The organism is Pontivivens nitratireducens (genome assembly GCF_011290545.1).
GTDB classification, from domain to species: domain Bacteria; phylum Pseudomonadota; class Alphaproteobacteria; order Rhodobacterales; family Rhodobacteraceae; genus Pontivivens; species Pontivivens nitratireducens.
Genome location: NZ_CP049811.1, coordinates 696224 through 712414, shown reverse-complemented (window position 1 = coordinate 712414; position 16191 = coordinate 696224). Strand labels below are relative to the sequence as shown.

Sequence of the window (16191 nt, the reverse complement as noted above, 5' to 3'; positions counted from 1 at the left end):
GGCGGCGCGTTCATGCAGCCCATTTTGACTGCCATGAATTTTGACGAAAAATACGGGGGCGGACGGGCGCTGATCCTGGGGGCCAGCGGCGGCATCGGTGCTGCGCTGGTACGACGGTTGCAGCCTGTGATGCAGGTTGAGACGCTCAGCCGGTCCACCGGCGGGCTGGATCTGACGGATGAGGCCAGCATCGCGGCGGCCGTGCAGAGTCTGACCCCCGGCTACCGCCTGATCTTCGATGCGACGGGCGCGCTGGAAATCGACGGACGCGGGCCGGAGAAGACAATCGCCGCCATCGACCCCGCAGCCATGGCCGCGCAATTCGCGCTGAACGCAACCGGTCCTGCCCTGCTGCTGAAACATCTGGTGCCGCTGCTGGCGGACGGGGGGCCCGCCCTCTTCGCCACGCTTTCGGCGCGTGTGGGGTCGATCGGGGACAACCGCGCCGGCGGCTGGATCGCCTATCGCGCGGCAAAGGCGGCGCTGAACCAGATCGTGCGCACCGCCGCGATCGAAGTATCGCGCAAGCGGCCCGAGGCGGTCGTGGTCGCCCTGCATCCCGGCACGGTGGAATCGGACCTGACCCGGAAATATCTTGGCCGCCACCCCTCCGTTCCGGCGGCGGAGGCGGCGGAGAATCTGGCGAACGCCATGGCCCGGCTGACCCCCGCCCACACGGGCGGCTTCTTCGACTGGCGCGGGGATGTCGTGCCGTGGTGAGCGTACCGCGTTTGATCCTGATCCTGGGCGATCAACTCAGCCCCGACCTCAGCGCCCTCGATTCAGCTGACAAATCCCGTGACGTCATCGTCATGGCGGAGGTGCGTGCCGAGGGCACATATGTCCCCCACCATGCCAAGAAAATCGCGCTAATCCTCGCCGCGATGCGCCATTTCGCCGATGACCTTCGCCGCGATGGCTGGACCGTCGCCTATACTGCACTGGACGATCCGCACAACACGCACAGCATCGGTGGTGAATTGTTGCGCCGGGCTGAGGAACACGGCGCCGAGTCGGTGATTGCCGCCGCACCCGGCGAATGGCGGTTGCGCCAGATGCTCGACGATCTGCCGCTGCCTGTGCGTCAGCATCCCGACACGCGCTTCATCTGTTCCGAGGCGGATTTTTCCGGGTGGGCCGAGGGGCGAAAAACCCTGCGGATGGAGTATTTCTATCGTGAGATGCGCCGCAAGACCGGCATCCTGATGGATGGCGATCACCCCGAGGGCGGCAAGTGGAACTACGACCACGACAACCGCAAACCGGCCCGGGCCGATCTGTTCATGCCCCAACCCCTGCACCACCAGCACGATGAGGTCGTGACGCAGGTCCTGGCGCTGGTGGCGCGTGAGTACCCCAAGACCTTCGGCACGCTGCACCCGTTCTGGTTCGCCACCACTCGCGCCGGGGCCGAGGCCGCGCGCGACTGGTTCATGGCGGAGGCCCTGCCCCGCTTCGGCGATTATCAGGACGCGATGCTGGAGGGGGAAAAGTTCCTCTATCACTCGATCCTCAGCCCGTATCTGAACATCGGCCTGCTCGACCCCCTGGACCTGTGCCAGCGGGCGGAGGCGGAGTATCGTGCGGGCCGCGCCCCACTGAACGCGGTCGAGGGCTATATCCGCCAGATCCTCGGCTGGCGTGAGTTCGTCAGAGGCGTCTATTTCCACGAAGGACCGGACTATGCCGCCCGCAACGCCCTGAACGCGAATCGCGACCTGCCATGGTTCTATTGGTCGGGCGAGACGGACATGGCCTGCATGAAATCCGCCATCTGCCAGACCATTGAGGAGGCCTATGCCCACCATATCCAGCGCCTGATGGTCACCGGCAACTTCGCTCTGCTCGCCGGGTTGGACCCGCAACAGGTGCATGAATGGTATCTGGCGGTCTATGCCGATGCCTTCGAATGGGTCGAGGCACCAAACACCGTCGGCATGATCCTGTTTGCGGATGGCGGCATCGTGGGGTCCAAGCCCTATGCCGCATCCGGCGCCTACATCAAACGCATGTCCGACCATTGCAAGGGATGCACCTATTCCGTCTCACGCAAGTCGGGTGAGGGATGCTGTCCGTTCAACCCGCTCTACTGGGATTTCCTGCTGCGCCACCGCGACCGGTTCGAGCGTAATCCGCGCATGGCGCAGATGTACCGCACCTGGGACCGGATGGATGAGGGCAAGCGCGATGAAAGCCGGGCCAGTGCCGCCGACCTTCTGGCCCGGCTGGACGCAGCTCAGCGAATCTGAGGGTGGACCAGACAAAGGTTTCAGATACTCTGCCGGGACATTGGTCTGTAACGGAGGTCCGCCATGCTCGGCATACTTCACAAGCTCGTCGATGACGTGGTCCGCACGCAAGCCTTGCGGGTAACCGACGCGCACGGAAAAACCCACCTGTTCGGCACGGAACGCTCCGATATCCCCACCCCGCACGTCCGGGTCAATGCGCGGGCGGAACGCAACATCGCGCTCGACCCCTCGCTCAAGCTGGCTGAGGCCTATATGGATGGCGATCTGGAGATGTTGGAGGGCGACATCTACGATCTGCTGCGCGCGGTGCTGTCCGATGTCGCGCGGGTCGAGGAAATGCACCCCCGGCTCAACGCATTGCTGCGTGCCCGTGGCGCGATGTACCGGATGCTGGATCGCAACGGCCTGACGCGCGCCCGGCAGAACGTCGCGCATCACTACGATCTTTCAACGGAACTGTACGAGTTGTTTCTGGATGAGGACCGGCAATATTCCTGCGCCTATTTTCCGACATCTGACACCGATCTGGACACCGCGCAAACGCTCAAGAAACGTCACATCGCCGCCAAGATGCATCTGAGCCGCGAAGGGCTGGAGGTGCTCGACATCGGGTGCGGCTGGGGTGGCATGGCGCGATACTTGGCCGGAACGGCGGGCGCGCGGGTCAAGGGCGTCACCCTTTCGACCGAACAGCACGCCTACGCCACCGCCCGCAGTGCCGAACTGGGCTATGGCGACCGGACGGAGTATGAGTTGCAGGATTATCGCAGCTTGCAGCGTGATTTCGACCGGATCGTCTCCGTCGGGATGTTCGAGCATGTGGGCAAGAGCCAATACGACACCTTTTTCAACAAGGTGGCGGAGCTGTTGCGCCCCGATGGCGTTATGCTGCTGCACACCATCGGCAACGCGGGTCCCCCCGCGCCGACGGCGCCGTTCATCCGCAAGTATATCTTTCCCGGCGGATATATCCCGACCCTCGATCAGATCGCGGCCGCGGCGCAACGTGCGGGGCTATACATGACCGATGTCGAAAACCTGCGCCTGCACTACGCGATGACCCTGCGCAACTGGCGTCAGCGATTCCTGGCACGCTGGGACGACGCAGCCCGTCTGTATGATGAGCGGTTCTGCCGGATGTGGGATTTCTACCTCGCCGCGTCCGAGGCCGCGTTTCGCTGGCGCGGCCAAGTCGTCTATCAGGTACAACTCACCCACCAGCGGGACGCCGTGCCGCTGACACGCGATTACATCGCGCAGGCCGAAGCACGGCTGGCAGAGGCGGAGGAGCGCCTCGAACCGCAACGCATCACCGGTTGAACCGACCGGGCATCGCACGCGGAACGGGCGGCCGGACCCGGCTCAACAAACGCCCCGGCCCGATGTCGAAGGCCCGCGCCAACGGGGTCTGACGCAGGCGGGCCTTGGTCTTTTCAACCCACATCACATCCGCGATGCGCCGGTCCAGAAACTCCCGCGTTGCGCTGTGATCCGGGCTCGTGTCGCCCAGCCAGTACAGCACCGTCGAGGAATGGACGGCGGACAGGGTCGCACGCTTCGTGTACCAGTTGTAATCATCGGCGCTATCGCCCAGCCCGGTCCAGATCGTGTCTGCCGTGTTCCAGATCGCGCGTGAGCCATCGGCGGCGTGATTGGGCAGGGCGAACAGCGTGGCACCCCGGCGCACGGCTTCCTTTTGCCCGTCCACCAGTTCCAGCCGATGCCAGACGGCCTGCGTGATCCTCGCCGTCATGCCGCCCTGTAGTTCGGGCAGCCATTCCGCCAGCATCCGGTCGCCGCGATAATGAAACGCCAGCGCCAGATCGACGGGGCCGCGCGGGAACAGCGCATCGGCCAATGCCGGCTCCACCCCCGAATCGGCAATCGCGCGGCGCATTGTTTCCTGCGACCAGCCGTCAAACGGGACATGGACCATGGCCGCGTCCAGAACCGCATCCCGGGCCAGATCGTGACGTTCCGCCATATTTTCGGTCATATCGTCCTCCTGCTTGCATGTCTCGGTCCCCGCGAAGGCCCGCGAAGGGTAGACAAGACGCTGTTGCGGGTCTATCTAGCGCATTCCTGCAATTCCGCAATTTTACTAGGAAGGTGGTGACTACAAGTGCAGGTACAGGTTCGCGACAACAACGTCGATCAGGCCCTCCGCGCCCTGAAGAAAAAGCTTCAGCGTGAAGGTGTGTTTCGGGAAATGAAGCTCAAGCAACATTACGAGAAACCGTCGATCAAGCGAGCACGTGAGAAGGCCGAGGCCGTCCGCCGTGCGCGCAAGCTGGCTCGTAAAAAGGCTCAGCGCGAAGGCATGCTCTGATACGATGAAAGCAACCGGTCGGTGCCACCCGACTGTTGTCATTCAGGCCCTCGCACCTCACGGTGCGGGGGCTTTTCATTTTGGTTCTGACTGTTGGGAACGATCATGCACACGGACGGTATCCGCATCTATGCCATAGGCGATGTTCACGGCATGCTGGACAACCTGCGAGAGGTCCACGACTGGATCGCCCGCGACCGCGCGCAACATCCGGGGCGCGAGGTGCGGATCATCCATCTGGGCGACTATACCGACCGTGGGCCGGACAGTCGCGGCGTCATCGACTATCTGATCGCCAGCCAAGGCGAGGACCGTATCGACCTGATGGGCAACCATGACCGGATGTTCCTGCGCTACGCGACCCATCCCGATTGGCAGGATCCCAAGCTGTATCGCGAGAAGGGTTATCACTACCTGCATCCGAGCATCGGCGGCGGGGAAACCCTGATGAGCTACGGTGTGGACGTGCCCCCCGGCGTTCTGGGGCTGGAGCGTGCGGCGGAATTTCACGAGGCCGCAGCGCAGGCGATCCCGCAGGCGCATCTGGATTACGTGGCCGGCCTATCGCTGCAACATCGGATCGGCGATTATCTGTTCGTCCACGCAGGAATTGATCCGACCCGCCCGCCGCAGGACCAGACCGTCGAGGATCTGCTGTGGATTCGCGAGGGCTGGATGGACTGGCAGGGAACGCTGCCGTTTACCGTGGTGCATGGCCACACGGTGGTGGACGATCCCGAACATCACGGCTACCGCATCGCGATCGACACCGGCGCCGTGTTCGGTGACAGGCTGACCTGTCTGGTGCTGGACGGCGATCAGGCCGGCATCCTGACCGGCCACAATATCCGGCCACTGCTGCCGCGCGGCTAGGCCCGGCGGCAACGATTACGTGCGGAAAATCGCGAGGAAGATCAGGACCGCGATGCACGCGATTGTGAGCCGGGTTCCGAATGTCAGAAATCCGGCGAAGGTCTTCTCCTGCGCGGTGATGTCCATCGTGCCATGCTCGTGCGGTTCGTGATGATCGGCCATGTTCTTCCCCTTAGAATGCTGTTCGTTTCATACACCATGCGGTGCGCCGCGCAAGTCAGCCCTTGCCCTCCAGATCGGCGGCCAGCTTGAACCCGATGCGCTGCGCGGGGCTTTTCAATCTGGGCGCGGCGGTCAGCATGACGCTCAACTGGCTGACATGCTGGATCAACTGACGTTTGTTGCCCCCGGCATCGGTGCCGTAGAATGTGATGATGTCCGGCGCGAAATAGCCCATTCCCTGAATGGTCAGCGTGCCGCTGTCCGATCCGACAAACCCCAAGCCAACCTCATGCTCGGCGTCGAGCAATTCCTCGAACTTCTGGATATAGTTGATGATCCGCTCATAGGCCCACTGGGCGGGCGACTTTCCCGCATCCGCCTTCAGCGCGTTTGGGCGGTCGCAGTTTTCAGCGACCTCCTGCCCCTCGATATGAACCGCGTGGGCGAGCACGGCATTCTCCGCCGCCTCTGCGGTCGTGTTTACCTTGCCGTCCAGATCCATGCTCCATCCTCCGCCAGTTCGCGCGTGACCGCCCCATTATGCCAGAGGTGGTTCAGGTGGGCCACGGTCTCAGCCAGGGCCAGACCGAAAGTCGCGTCGTCGATGGTGCGTTTGAACAGCAGCGGGAAACATTCCGGCGCGCGACGCGGCTCCGCGACGAAGGCCAGCAGGCGCCGCAGCGCATTTTCGTGATTGTCGATCAACTGCCGCAAACGGGCCGGAACGCCGGTAAACGGCAGCTTGTGCCCCGGCAGGGCCAGATGTCGGGGTGTTGCCAGATCGCTGAGCCGCTGGCAGCTCTCGATCCACTCACCCAGCGGATCTGCGTCCGGCTCCGTCGCGTAGACCCCGATATTGGAGGAGATGCCGGGAATGATCTGATCCCCCGCCAGAATCAGGTCGCCCGACCACAGCGTCGCATGCTCGGGCGCGTGGCCGTTGCCGATATGGATGTCCCAGTCACGCCCGCCGATGCGAATCTTGTCGCCCTGCTGGATTCGGGTGAACCCGACAGGCATCGGATGGACCGAGTCGGAGAAGTTGAACGGCCGTTCGGTGCGGCGCTTGTCCAGCCGTGCGGCATCCATCCCGGCACGGGCGTAGAAGTCCAGCGTCTGCTCGGGCAGGGTTTCCTGCTCATCCAATGTCAGCATCCGCGCAAACAGCCATGCGGTGCGGGTCGTGACCAGTTCCGCCCCCCGCTGCTGGAACCAGCCGACCAAACCGACATGGTCGGGATGATGATGCGTCAGCACGACGCGGCGCACAGGCTTGCCCGCCAGCGGCCCGGACAAAAGGCGCTCCCATATCTGCCGTGCGGTGGGGGTGTCGATGCCGGCGTCCACCACCGTCCAGCCGTCACCATCGTCCAGGATGTAGATATTGACGTGGTTCAGCACCATGGGCAGCGGAAGTCGCGCCCACAGGATTCCATCAGCCACCTGCGTGACCTCGCCATGGGCGGGCGGTTCGGCATGGGGGAAATTGATGGTTACGGGAATATCATCAGGCATGAGGCTTCGCTTTCTCAATCCGCGCGGCCAGATCGTGGCTCGGGCTCTTGAACGTGTTTTCGTCGGGCATCGCACCAAGGGGGATGCCCAAGGCCCCGCCGGCATATTGGATCCGCAGGGTCGTGTTATTGCGCAGGCCTATCACATGCATGTTCGCAATGTCAGCATAGCGCAGCATGATCCGCTTCGCGCTCACCGCATTCAGCGGCGTGATGATCGCCGCGCGCGTCGGCACGACGGGCCTGCTGTCGGAATTTTCGCGCCGGTAGGACCATCCGCAAAGGACCAGCAGCGCCACGATCGGCAGCAATATCTTGGCCGCAAATCCGGCACCCTCGCCCCCGCTCGGCAGGGACGAGATCGCCAGAACCATTACGAGGCCGAGCCCCGCCAGCAATCCGATCATCCGGATATGCGGGCTGCAGGGATATCGCGCCTCGATCATGGGGTCCTCCTCAAGAGGCGAGCGCCTCCGCGTCCAGGGCGTAAAGCGGCGCGGCCCCTTGCACAACCGCAGCGCACAATGCGGCGGCCTGCGGCATCAGTTGCAGGATGTGGAATTGCGCCAGCGGCAGGCGGCTGTCCTGCGCCATCGCGCCGCGCAGCAGGTAATGCCCGCCCAGAACCAGTGCGAACGCCCGCAGGAACGGAACGGAGCCTGCGAATCGGTCGTTCATCTCCGCCTTGAGAAGCCAATCCATGGTCGAGGCCAACGTCTCACCCGCGTCCTGCAAGGCATCTGCCAGATCGGGGTAATCGGCGCGCGCGGCCTTCGCCGTCGCCTCGATCTCTCCAAGCAAGGCCTCACCCGCGGTGCCGCCATCCATCAGTTTGCGCCCCACCAGATCCATCGCCTGAATGCCGTTGGTGCCTTCGTAAATGCGGGTCACACGCACGTCGCGGGCATATTGCGCCGCACCTGTTTCCTCAATATAGCCCATGCCGCCATGGACCTGGATGCCCAGATCGGCGACCTCGGATCCGACATCGGTGCCGAACGCCTTGGCGATGGGGGTCAGGAACGCACCGCGCGCCTTCCACTTGGCAGCCTCATCGCCGCTGCTGGCCCGCGCCATGTCGAGGCTGAACGCCGTGTCCAGGCAGATCGCCCGCGCCGTCCCGGTCAGCGCCTTCATCTGCATCAGCATCCGGCGTACGTCGGCGTGATCCAGAATCGTGTTGGTATCGCTTACCATCGTGGCGCCCTGCACACGGTCCTGCGCATAGGCCAGCGCCTTTTGATAGGCAGCTTCCGCGATGCCCAGCCCCTGTACACCGACGCCCAGACGCGCGTTGTTCATCATCGTGAACATCGCCGCCATGCCGCCATGCTCCGGCCCGACCATCCAGCCGGTCGCGCCCTCGAATTCCATGACCGCGGTGGGGGAGCCGTGCAATCCCAGCTTATGTTCCAGGCTGATGGGTTTGAGCGTGTTTGCCACGCCCGGATTGCCGTTTTCGTCGGGCAGGAACTTGGGCACCAGAAACAGGCTGATCCCCTTGGTTCCCGGCACGCCGTCCGGCAGGCGGGCCAGCACCAGATGGCAGATATTCTCCGCCACGTCGTGATCGCCCCACGTGATATAGACCTTCTGACCCGTCACCTTGTAGGTGCCGTCGCCCTGGGGTTCCGCCTTGGATCGCAGCGCACCCACATCCGACCCGGCCTGCGGCTCGGTAAGGTTCATGGTTCCCGTCCACTCACCCGAGGTCAGCTTGGGCAGGTACAGTTCCTTGATCTCATCCGAGGCGTGATGCTCCAACGCCTCGATCTGGCCCTGCGTCATCAGCGGGTTCAGCGCCAGCGCCAGGCAGGCGGAGTTCATCATCTCACCCACCGCGGTGGTCAGGATCATCGGCAGACCCATACCGCCATGTTCCGGGTCCGCGTTCATGCCGACCCAGCCACCCTCGGCGATGGCCTTGTATGCCTCGGCAAATCCGGGAGAGGCGCGCACCACGCCGTTCTCCAACCGCGCGGGCGTCAAATCGCCGTCACGGTTGACGGGGGCCAGAACCTCGGCGGACAGTTTGCCTGCCTCCAGCAGGATTGCCTCCACCGTATCGGGGGTGGCGTCGGCAAACAGGTCGGTCTGCGCCAGCCTGTCGGCGCCGATCACCTTGTCCAGAGTGAATTGCATGTCGCGGATCGGGGGGGCATAGGTCATTTAAGCAGTCCATCACTGTCAGAGTTGTAAGAAAGTTATGCAAAACATCCCGAATGAACAAGAACAACGCGGCGACACTTCGCGATACGAAACGTGTTTGCTCGCCGCAGATGACGACGGCATCGCCACCGCCGCGCGTTTGCTGGCGCAGGGGCACTGCGTCGCGTTCCCGACGGAAACGGTTTACGGTCTGGGCGCGGATGCAACAGATGGCCGCGCCGTCGCTGGCGTCTACGCCGCGAAGGGACGCCCCGCCTTCAACCCCCTGATCGCCCATGTCGCGAACATGGCAATGGCCGAGTCGCTGGTGCGGATGACCCCGCAGGCCCGGCGTCTGGCCGAGGCATTCTGGCCCGGCCCGCTGACGCTGGTCCTGCCCCGGCACGGTGAGGTGTCGGACCTCGTGACCGCCGGGCTCGACACCCTGGCCGTGCGGGTGCCGGCACATCCCGTCGCACAAGCTCTGCTGACCGCAATCGGCCGTCCGGTCGCCGCGCCCAGCGCCAATCCATCGGGCCGCATCAGCCCGACGACCGCCGCGCATGTAATGGACGGCCTGTCTGGACGCATCGCCGCCGTTCTGGATGGCGGTGCCTGCGCGGTCGGGCTGGAATCCACGATCCTCGGCTTCGACGGCGACATTCCGGTCCTGCTGCGCCCCGGCGGGCTGGCGGTGGAGCGGATCGAGGCGCTGCTGGATCGCCCCGTGACCTTGCACGAAGGCAGCGACATCACGGCCCCCGGCCAGCTGACCTCCCACTACGCCCCACGCGGGGCATTGCGCCTGAACGTGGTGGAGCCGGAGGCGGATGAGGTGCTGCTGCGCTTCGGCGACGGCCCGTCTGAATGGTCCCTGTCCGCCAGCGGAGATCCGGTCGAGGCCGCCGCGAACCTGTTCGCGCTGCTGCGAAAGGCGGACGCCACCGCCCAGCGCATCGCCGTCATGCCCATTCCGACGCAGGGTCTGGGCGCCGCGATCAATGACCGGTTGATCCGGGCGGCAGCGCCGCAAGGCTAGGGCCAGCGCCTCTTGCCACATCTGCAACCCTGCCTACATGATGAGGCGCGAGGACGACCTCCCCATCAAGGCACCGTTCCGGGACGACCCGGCCACATGACGGGGATCATCATGCGCACCACCCGCGACCGTATTCGCCACGCCATCAGCTTCGAACTTCTGGGCCTCACCCTGGCAATCCCGCTGGGTGCGATCGGCTTTGGGATGCACGCGGCCGATATCGGCGTCGTCACGGTGATCTGCGCGACGATCGCGACGCTGTGGAACTACGTCTACAACCTGCAATTCGACCGCATCATGCGTTACATACGCGGTACGACGCACAAGACGTTGGCGATCCGCGTCCTGCACGCGCTGGCCTTCGAGGGTGGCTTGCTGGTGATAACGCTGCCTGTCATCGCGCTGTATCTGCAGATAGGTCTTTGGCAGGCGTTGATGATGGATGTGGCCTTCGCCCTATTCTACCTGATCTATGCGTTTATTTTCAATTGGATATACGATCTGGTATTTCCGATTCCGATCGAAGCCTGAACGGGCCCGGACCCAGGCGTCACCCCGGGATGTCACTCCGGCGCCTCCGCCTCCAGCGTCAGGACCGAGGGTTCGGGATTGCGCAGATCCTCGATGCCCAGCGGTTCCGCCGGGCGGGCCAGGCGGTATTTCGTGACCCAGTGCAGGCGCGTCTCCGCCCGTGTGATCGCCACATAGGCGAGGCGTTTCCACAGCGGAATGCCAGCCTCTGACCGCCCCATCCGCGCGGCACCGTAAAGGTCCGGCGCGAAGACCTGAACGTCGCTCCATTGCGAGCCTTGCGCCTTGTGGATCGTACAGGCCGCTCCGTGGACGAAGGCCGCACCCATCCGGGCCGCCGACGGGATGAACGGCTCCTCCTGATCCGGCTTTTCGATCTTGATGATGGTGGCCGCGTTCACCTGCGGCTCCTCCGCACCCATGACGTAGAGGCGTGAGAATCCCGGCTTGCGCCCCTCGCCCATGAAGACGCATTGCGCGCCCTTGATCAGGCCCCGCGCCTCCAGATCGATGCGTTTCTTGCGGTGTTTCAGCGGCAGTTCCACGCCGTCACAAATCAACGGCTCCCCCGGCAGCAGGGCGAATTCCGGGGCCCCGTGCGCCGCACGAAAGGCGGAGATCAGGCGGATGCGCGTGGCGTTGCGCCAGACCAGCACGGGGGAGCGGGACATCAGTTCGGCATCCACCCGCTGCGCCACCACCACGCGGTCGTCGCGGGCGGCGGCCTGCTCGATCATTCGCTCGAAATCCTCGAATTGCAGGGCCGGGTCGCCAAGGGCATGCGCCAGATCCAGGATCGGACTGTCCGCCGCCTGCCGGTGCACCCGGTCGAGCATCCGCTTGCGACTGTCGGGCAGCGCGTCGAACACCATCGAGCCGGATTGTCCCACAGGTGCCAACTGCGCCGGATCGCCGAACAGCACGAGGGTTGAGAAAATCTCCCGCAGATCGTCCATCTGCTTGTCATCGAGCATCGAGGATTCATCGACGAAGCCGATGTCCAGCGGATCGTCGCGCCGTTTCCAACCCGTGATGAAGTCCGAGCCGCGCAAGCCCGCCGCGGCCAACGCTCCCGGTACGCTGGGCTGTTGCTGATAAAAGGCATGGGCGCGGTCCAGCGCCTCCTCCGTCAGACCCTCGATCGTGGGACGGTCGCCCTCACCGGCCAGCCATTCCGCGATCTTCTCGTATTCGGGATCGTAGACGGGGGTGTAGATAATGCGGTGGATGGTGGTGGCGGGAACGCCCCGGTTGCGCAGGACGCTGGCCGCCTTGTTCGTCGGGGCGAGGATGGCGAGCGTGCGTTTATCGCCGCGTTTACGGCTCTCCCAATCGCCTGAAACGGTCTCTAACCCCAGTTCGCGCAGGGATTTGACCAGTTCGGCCAGCAGCAGGGTCTTGCCCGATCCGGCCTTGCCCATCACGGCCAGCACCGCCGGCTTGGCCTTTTCGACTGCGGGGGCGGTGGTGCCCTCGACCAGATCGACCCCGGCGCCGCGCAGCAGCTCGGTGATGGCGTCCCAGGCCTCGGCCTGATCGTCGGAATATTGTACGGGAAGCGTCATGCGCCGACCCTACCCACAGCGCCCGCCGCTCACCAGAGCAATTCCGGTCAGGCCAATGCGACCATGCCGCCGGGATGCCGCGCGATCGCGCCCGAAAGCTCCATGTCGATCAGCGCGGCCAGCACCTGCCCGGCCGGGCGGTCCACCTGACGGATCAGTTCATCCTCCGCCACCGGGGCGGGGGACAGGAGCGCGATCAGCGCGTCTGCCGTCCCCTCCGCCGCGGGTTCCACCTGCCATGTCGCCTGTTCCTCCGCGAAAGCCATGTGCGTGGGCATTTCCAGCGCCTCGACCACATCTGCGGCGCTGCGGACCAGACCGGCCCCCTCACGGATCAGCCGGTTGCATCCGGCGGCGCGGGCATCGAACGGATGCCCCGGAACGGCCATAACCTCACGCCCCTGCTCCAACGCCATGCGGGCGGTGATGAGGGAACCCGAGCGCTCCGCCGCCTCGATCAGCACGACGGTGTCGGACAGGCCCGCGATGATCCGGTTGCGGCGCGGAAAATGTTTCGCCATCGGCGCTAGGCCCGGAGGAGCCTCCGTCAGCAGGGCGCCGTTCGCGGCGATCCGATGCGCCAGATCCGCGTTCTGGGCCGGATAGATGGTGTCGATGCCGCCCGCCATCACGGCGATGGTGCCGGTTTCCAGCGAAGCCTCATGCGCGGCGGTGTCGATGCCACGCGCCAGACCTGAGACGACGACGTGATTCAAGGCACCCAGATCCTCCGCCAATGTACGCGCCATCCGCAGGCCCAGCGCCGAGGCGTTGCGCGCGCCGACCATGGCGGTGGTCGCGCGCACTGGATCGGGCATCGCGCCGCGCATCCACAACAGCATCGGCGCATCGCTCAGATGGACCAGCCGCTGTGGATAGCCGGGGCGGTCGAGCATCAGCGGTGTTGATCCCGCATCCATGGCCTGCTCGACCTCACGGTGCACCAGATCCATGTCAACCGGGCGGTACCCCTTCATCCCGCCCCGCGCGGCATGTTCCGGCAGGGCATGCAAAGCCGCAGCGGTCGAGCCATAGGTGGCGATCAACCGCCGGAACGTCACGGTTCCCACGCGCGGCGAGCGGGCCAGCGCGAGGTGCGTGGTCAACTCATCCTGGTCGGGCAGGTCATCCGGATCAGGCCGGGGCGTAGCAAATGCAGGCAAGGCAAATCTCCTCGCGCCACTTCATCTCGATTCGGGTTAATGGGTCGTTAAGCCTGTCGGCGCGCACCGGCGCTCAGGATTTCCCGATCCGGGGTTCGGTTCCCGTGGCAATCCGGCGGATGTTCGCGTGGTGCTTGACGAAAATCAGCGCGGCCAGGCACAGCGACAGCCAGATGAACGGCTCCGCCCGTGTCAGCCACAGCCAGACCGGAACCATCGCCGCCGCGATCAGCGCCGCGAGCGATGACATGCGGAACAATACCGCGCTGGCCAGCCAGGTGGCACAGGCCAGCAGGCCCGCGGGCCAGTGCAGGGCCAGCATCACACCCAGGAAGGTCGCGACCCCCTTGCCGCCCTTGAAGCGCAACCAGACCGGATAGAGGTGCCCCAGAAACGCGCCCAGCGCCGCGATCTGCGCCGCGAGGTTTCCGTACATTCCATAGGCCACCGCCACTGCCACAGCGCCCTTGCCCCCATCAAGCAGCAGCGTCAGGGCCGCGGCCTTCTTGCTGCCCGTGCGCAAGACGTTCGTGGTGCCGATATTGCCCGACCCGATCTTGCGCACATCGCCCAACCCGAAGGCGCGCGTGATGAGCAGTCCGAATGGGATGGAGCCGATCAGATAAGCCGCACCCAAAATGGCGGCCAGCGCCGGCAGCGCCCGTTCCAATCCCAGAATATCCGGCAGCCAGGCGGTCATTTCCGCTCCTCCGCATAGACCTGCGTTCCGCCGACCCAGGTTGCCAGAACGCGGCCCTGCATCCGGCGCAGATCATAGGGCGTGTTTTTCGATTTCGATGCAAGCGACCAGCGGTCGAGCACGTAGGGCACGTCGGGATCGAACAGGATCAGGTCGGCCGGCGCTCCGGGGGTCAGGCGCCCGCAATCCAGCCCCAGCAGCCGTGCCGGGTTCAGCGACAGCTTGGCGAAGAGTTCGGGCAGATCCAGATATCCGCCATGGACCAGTTGCACCGCGGCAGGCAGCAGGGTTTCCAGACCGACCGCACCGCTGGCTGCTTCCTCGAACGGCAGCCGTTTCGATTCCTCATCCTGGGGGGTGTGCATGGAACAGACGATGTCGATCTCACCATCCACCAGCGCGGTCAGGATGGCGAGACGGTCTTCCTCCGCGCGCAGGGGCGGCTTGACCTTGAAGAAAGTCCTGTAATCCGCGACGTCGAATTCGTTGAGGGTCAAATGATGGATCGAGGTTCCGGCAGTGACAGGCAAGCCCGCCGCCCGCGCACGGCGCAGCGCCGGCAGGGCAGCCGCCGTGGTGATCTGATCCGCATGCCAGCGCACGCCGGTTGCCTCGACCAGCGCCAGATCACGCTCCAGCCCCATCCGTTCCGCCAGCGGGGACACGGCGGGCAGCCCCAGTTGCGAGGCATATTGACCCGAGGTCATGCAAGCGCCGTGTGACAGCACCGGTTCCTGCGGGTGGCCGATCACCAGCGCCCCCAGACCGGCGGCATAGGTCAGCGCGCGGCTCAGAACCTTGGTATCCGTGACCACGGCATCGCAATCGGTGAAGGCAACCGCGCCCGCATCGGTGAGAAAGCCGATTTCCGTCATTTCGCGCCCGGCGCGGCCCTTGGTCAGCGCGGCCATGGGCAGGACGTTGACCGGGGCGTCATCCTCGGCACGCTCGATCTGGAACCGGACCATTTCGGGCGTGTCGATGGTGGGATCGGTGTCCGGTCGGATGACGATGGTGGTAGCGCCGCCGCGCACGGCGGCACGCCCGGCGGAGCGGAAGGATTCCTTGTGCCGCTCACCGGGTTCGCAGATCTTCACCCCGATATCGACGATGCCGGGGGCCACGCATTTTCCGCGACAGTCAATGGCCTTCCCCGCGGGGAAATCCGACAATTTTATGTTTTCCGTTAGGATTTCGGCAATGCGGCCATCCTCGATGACAAGCGCGCCGAGGGTGTCGGTGCCGCTCTCAGGGTCGATCAGGCGGGCGTTGTGGAGGAGGGTTTGGGTCATGTTCGGCTCCGTGCGCGTGGTCGAGACCAAAGCCAGTCCCAAAAGCCGAGTGCCCGAAAATGATCTCGCGCCTCATCCATTCGATTGAGAACGTCCTGCCCGCCAGAAATGTACTCTTTCAGTATGTCTAAAGCCTGATCTCGTGTTCCATTCAACTTGAAACACTCATGGAAATCACGGTGCATGCGCGCCGTACTTTCGTAGTGTGCGGCAATGGGGCTTGAAAGAGACACCGGCAACTGACCGATTGTGGACAGCGCATTTTCGTAGAGACGTCTATGTGTCCTGAGATCATCGGCGAAGGGTGGAGCAGTGCCACTTTCGGTGGAGTCTGCGTTCATTGTCCGCATTATGGTGTCCCATTCCGAGGACGCGCCAAGCAACTCAAGACGCTCCCGCAATTCGATTTCGATCAGATTGAGCGCCGCGCGGTGCTGGCGGCGCTGTTCCTGATCGTGCCGCCAGTTGGCTATCATCGTGAGCAGAAATGCCACGACAAGCGAGAAGAAAGAGCTAACGAACGCGATGCCGATGCCCGCCACGATCTCGATCATTAGAACTGTCCTTTAAATCGAGAGGTAGCCCCCCTCCTCTCCTCCCCCCGCGAGCGGGGGTAGGGATCG

Annotated in this window: 18 protein-coding genes; 7 read left to right on the top strand and 11 right to left on the bottom strand. The window is 64.5% G+C overall.

Annotation, left to right across the window (positions count from 1 at the left end; genetic code table 11):
* Window positions 1–33: 33 nt before the first annotated feature.
* From G8E03_RS03420 to G8E03_RS03410, 3 genes are all read left to right on the top strand, one after another.
* Window positions 34–720 (top strand): SDR family NAD(P)-dependent oxidoreductase, encoded by a 687-nt coding sequence (locus tag G8E03_RS03420; RefSeq protein ID WP_166193816.1) that lies wholly within the window; start codon window positions 34–36, stop codon window positions 718–720.
* Complete coding sequence (locus G8E03_RS03415) at window positions 714–2249, top strand: cryptochrome/photolyase family protein (protein WP_283811449.1); 1536 nt, start codon at window positions 714–716, stop codon at window positions 2247–2249. Before G8E03_RS03420 ends, G8E03_RS03415 begins: the two co-directional genes overlap by 7 nt.
* Window positions 2250–2312: 63 nt before the next feature.
* Entirely contained in the window at window positions 2313–3572 is a 1260-nt protein-coding gene (locus G8E03_RS03410; protein ID WP_166188687.1) for an SAM-dependent methyltransferase, read from the top strand.
* Here the strand turns inward: G8E03_RS03410 and G8E03_RS03405 are convergent.
* Window positions 3562–4248: a COQ9 family protein gene (locus tag G8E03_RS03405; protein WP_166188684.1), complete on the bottom strand. Its 687-nt coding sequence runs from the start codon at window positions 4246–4248 to the stop codon at window positions 3562–3564. The genes G8E03_RS03410 and G8E03_RS03405 overlap by 11 nt on opposite strands.
* 126 nt (window positions 4249–4374) lie before the next feature.
* Between G8E03_RS03405 and rpsU the strand changes: the two genes are divergently transcribed.
* Both rpsU and G8E03_RS03395 read left to right on the top strand, forming a co-directional pair.
* Window positions 4375–4581, top strand: a complete 207-nt coding sequence (rpsU, locus tag G8E03_RS03400) for a 30S ribosomal protein S21 (protein WP_166188682.1) — start codon at window positions 4375–4377, stop codon at window positions 4579–4581.
* 105 nt (window positions 4582–4686) lie between these two features.
* Window positions 4687–5454 carry a metallophosphoesterase family protein gene (locus G8E03_RS03395; RefSeq protein WP_240910409.1) on the top strand — a complete coding sequence of 256 codons (768 nt, stop codon included), beginning with the start codon at window positions 4687–4689 and terminating at the stop codon, window positions 5452–5454.
* Between the two features lie 15 nt (window positions 5455–5469).
* On the opposite strand, the gene G8E03_RS03390 is transcribed toward G8E03_RS03395, so the two are convergent.
* Genes G8E03_RS03390 through G8E03_RS03370 form a run of 5 tightly spaced genes read right to left on the bottom strand, consistent with a single transcriptional unit; the run spans window position 5470 to window position 9299 of the window.
* The gene (locus G8E03_RS03390; RefSeq protein ID WP_166188680.1) at window positions 5470–5616 is read right to left on the bottom strand and encodes an aa3-type cytochrome c oxidase subunit IV; all 147 of its coding nucleotides are present in this window, start codon (window positions 5614–5616) and stop codon (window positions 5470–5472) included.
* Between the two features lie 55 nt (window positions 5617–5671).
* A complete protein-coding gene (locus G8E03_RS03385; protein ID WP_166188678.1) occupies window positions 5672–6118 on the bottom strand; it encodes a DUF6173 family protein in 447 nt (148 codons plus the stop codon).
* Window positions 6097–7131: an MBL fold metallo-hydrolase gene (locus tag G8E03_RS03380; RefSeq protein ID WP_166188676.1), complete on the bottom strand. Its 1035-nt coding sequence runs from the start codon at window positions 7129–7131 to the stop codon at window positions 6097–6099. Before G8E03_RS03380 ends, G8E03_RS03385 begins: the two co-directional genes overlap by 22 nt.
* A complete protein-coding gene (locus G8E03_RS03375) occupies window positions 7124–7576 on the bottom strand; it encodes a hypothetical protein (protein ID WP_166188673.1) in 453 nt (150 codons plus the stop codon). The genes G8E03_RS03380 and G8E03_RS03375 overlap by 8 nt, the downstream gene beginning before the upstream one ends.
* Before the next feature lie 10 nt (window positions 7577–7586).
* On the bottom strand, window positions 7587–9299 hold the full coding sequence (locus G8E03_RS03370) for an acyl-CoA dehydrogenase (protein WP_166188671.1): 1713 nt from the start codon (window positions 9297–9299) through the stop codon (window positions 7587–7589).
* A gap of 37 nt (window positions 9300–9336) precedes the next feature.
* Here G8E03_RS03370 and G8E03_RS03365 point away from each other — a divergent pair, with 37 nt between their 5' ends.
* Entirely contained in the window at window positions 9337–10317 is a 981-nt protein-coding gene (locus G8E03_RS03365; protein ID WP_166188669.1) for an L-threonylcarbamoyladenylate synthase, read from the top strand.
* 111 nt (window positions 10318–10428) lie between these two features.
* Complete coding sequence (locus G8E03_RS03360) at window positions 10429–10848, top strand: PACE efflux transporter (RefSeq protein ID WP_166188667.1); 420 nt, start codon at window positions 10429–10431, stop codon at window positions 10846–10848.
* A 32-nt stretch (window positions 10849–10880) separates the two neighbouring features.
* Here G8E03_RS03360 and G8E03_RS03355 read toward each other — a convergent pair whose 3' ends face one another.
* The 5 genes from G8E03_RS03355 to G8E03_RS03335 form a co-directional block, all read right to left on the bottom strand.
* Window positions 10881–12413 (bottom strand): ATP-dependent DNA helicase, encoded by a 1533-nt coding sequence (locus tag G8E03_RS03355; protein ID WP_166188664.1) that lies wholly within the window; start codon window positions 12411–12413, stop codon window positions 10881–10883.
* Between the two features lie 47 nt (window positions 12414–12460).
* On the bottom strand, window positions 12461–13576 hold the full coding sequence (dprA, locus tag G8E03_RS03350) for a DNA-processing protein DprA (protein ID WP_430693234.1): 1116 nt from the start codon (window positions 13574–13576) through the stop codon (window positions 12461–12463).
* A 73-nt stretch (window positions 13577–13649) separates the two neighbouring features.
* Complete coding sequence (plsY, locus tag G8E03_RS03345; protein WP_430693251.1) at window positions 13650–14255, bottom strand: glycerol-3-phosphate 1-O-acyltransferase PlsY; 606 nt, start codon at window positions 14253–14255, stop codon at window positions 13650–13652.
* Between the two features lie 17 nt (window positions 14256–14272).
* Window positions 14273–15568, bottom strand: coding sequence for a dihydroorotase (gene pyrC / locus G8E03_RS03340; RefSeq protein ID WP_166188660.1), 1296 nt, complete (start codon window positions 15566–15568; stop codon window positions 14273–14275).
* Window positions 15565–16122, bottom strand: coding sequence for a hypothetical protein (locus G8E03_RS03335; RefSeq protein WP_166188658.1), 558 nt, complete (start codon window positions 16120–16122; stop codon window positions 15565–15567). The genes pyrC and G8E03_RS03335 overlap by 4 nt, the downstream gene beginning before the upstream one ends.
* Window positions 16123–16191: the final 69 nt, after the last annotated feature.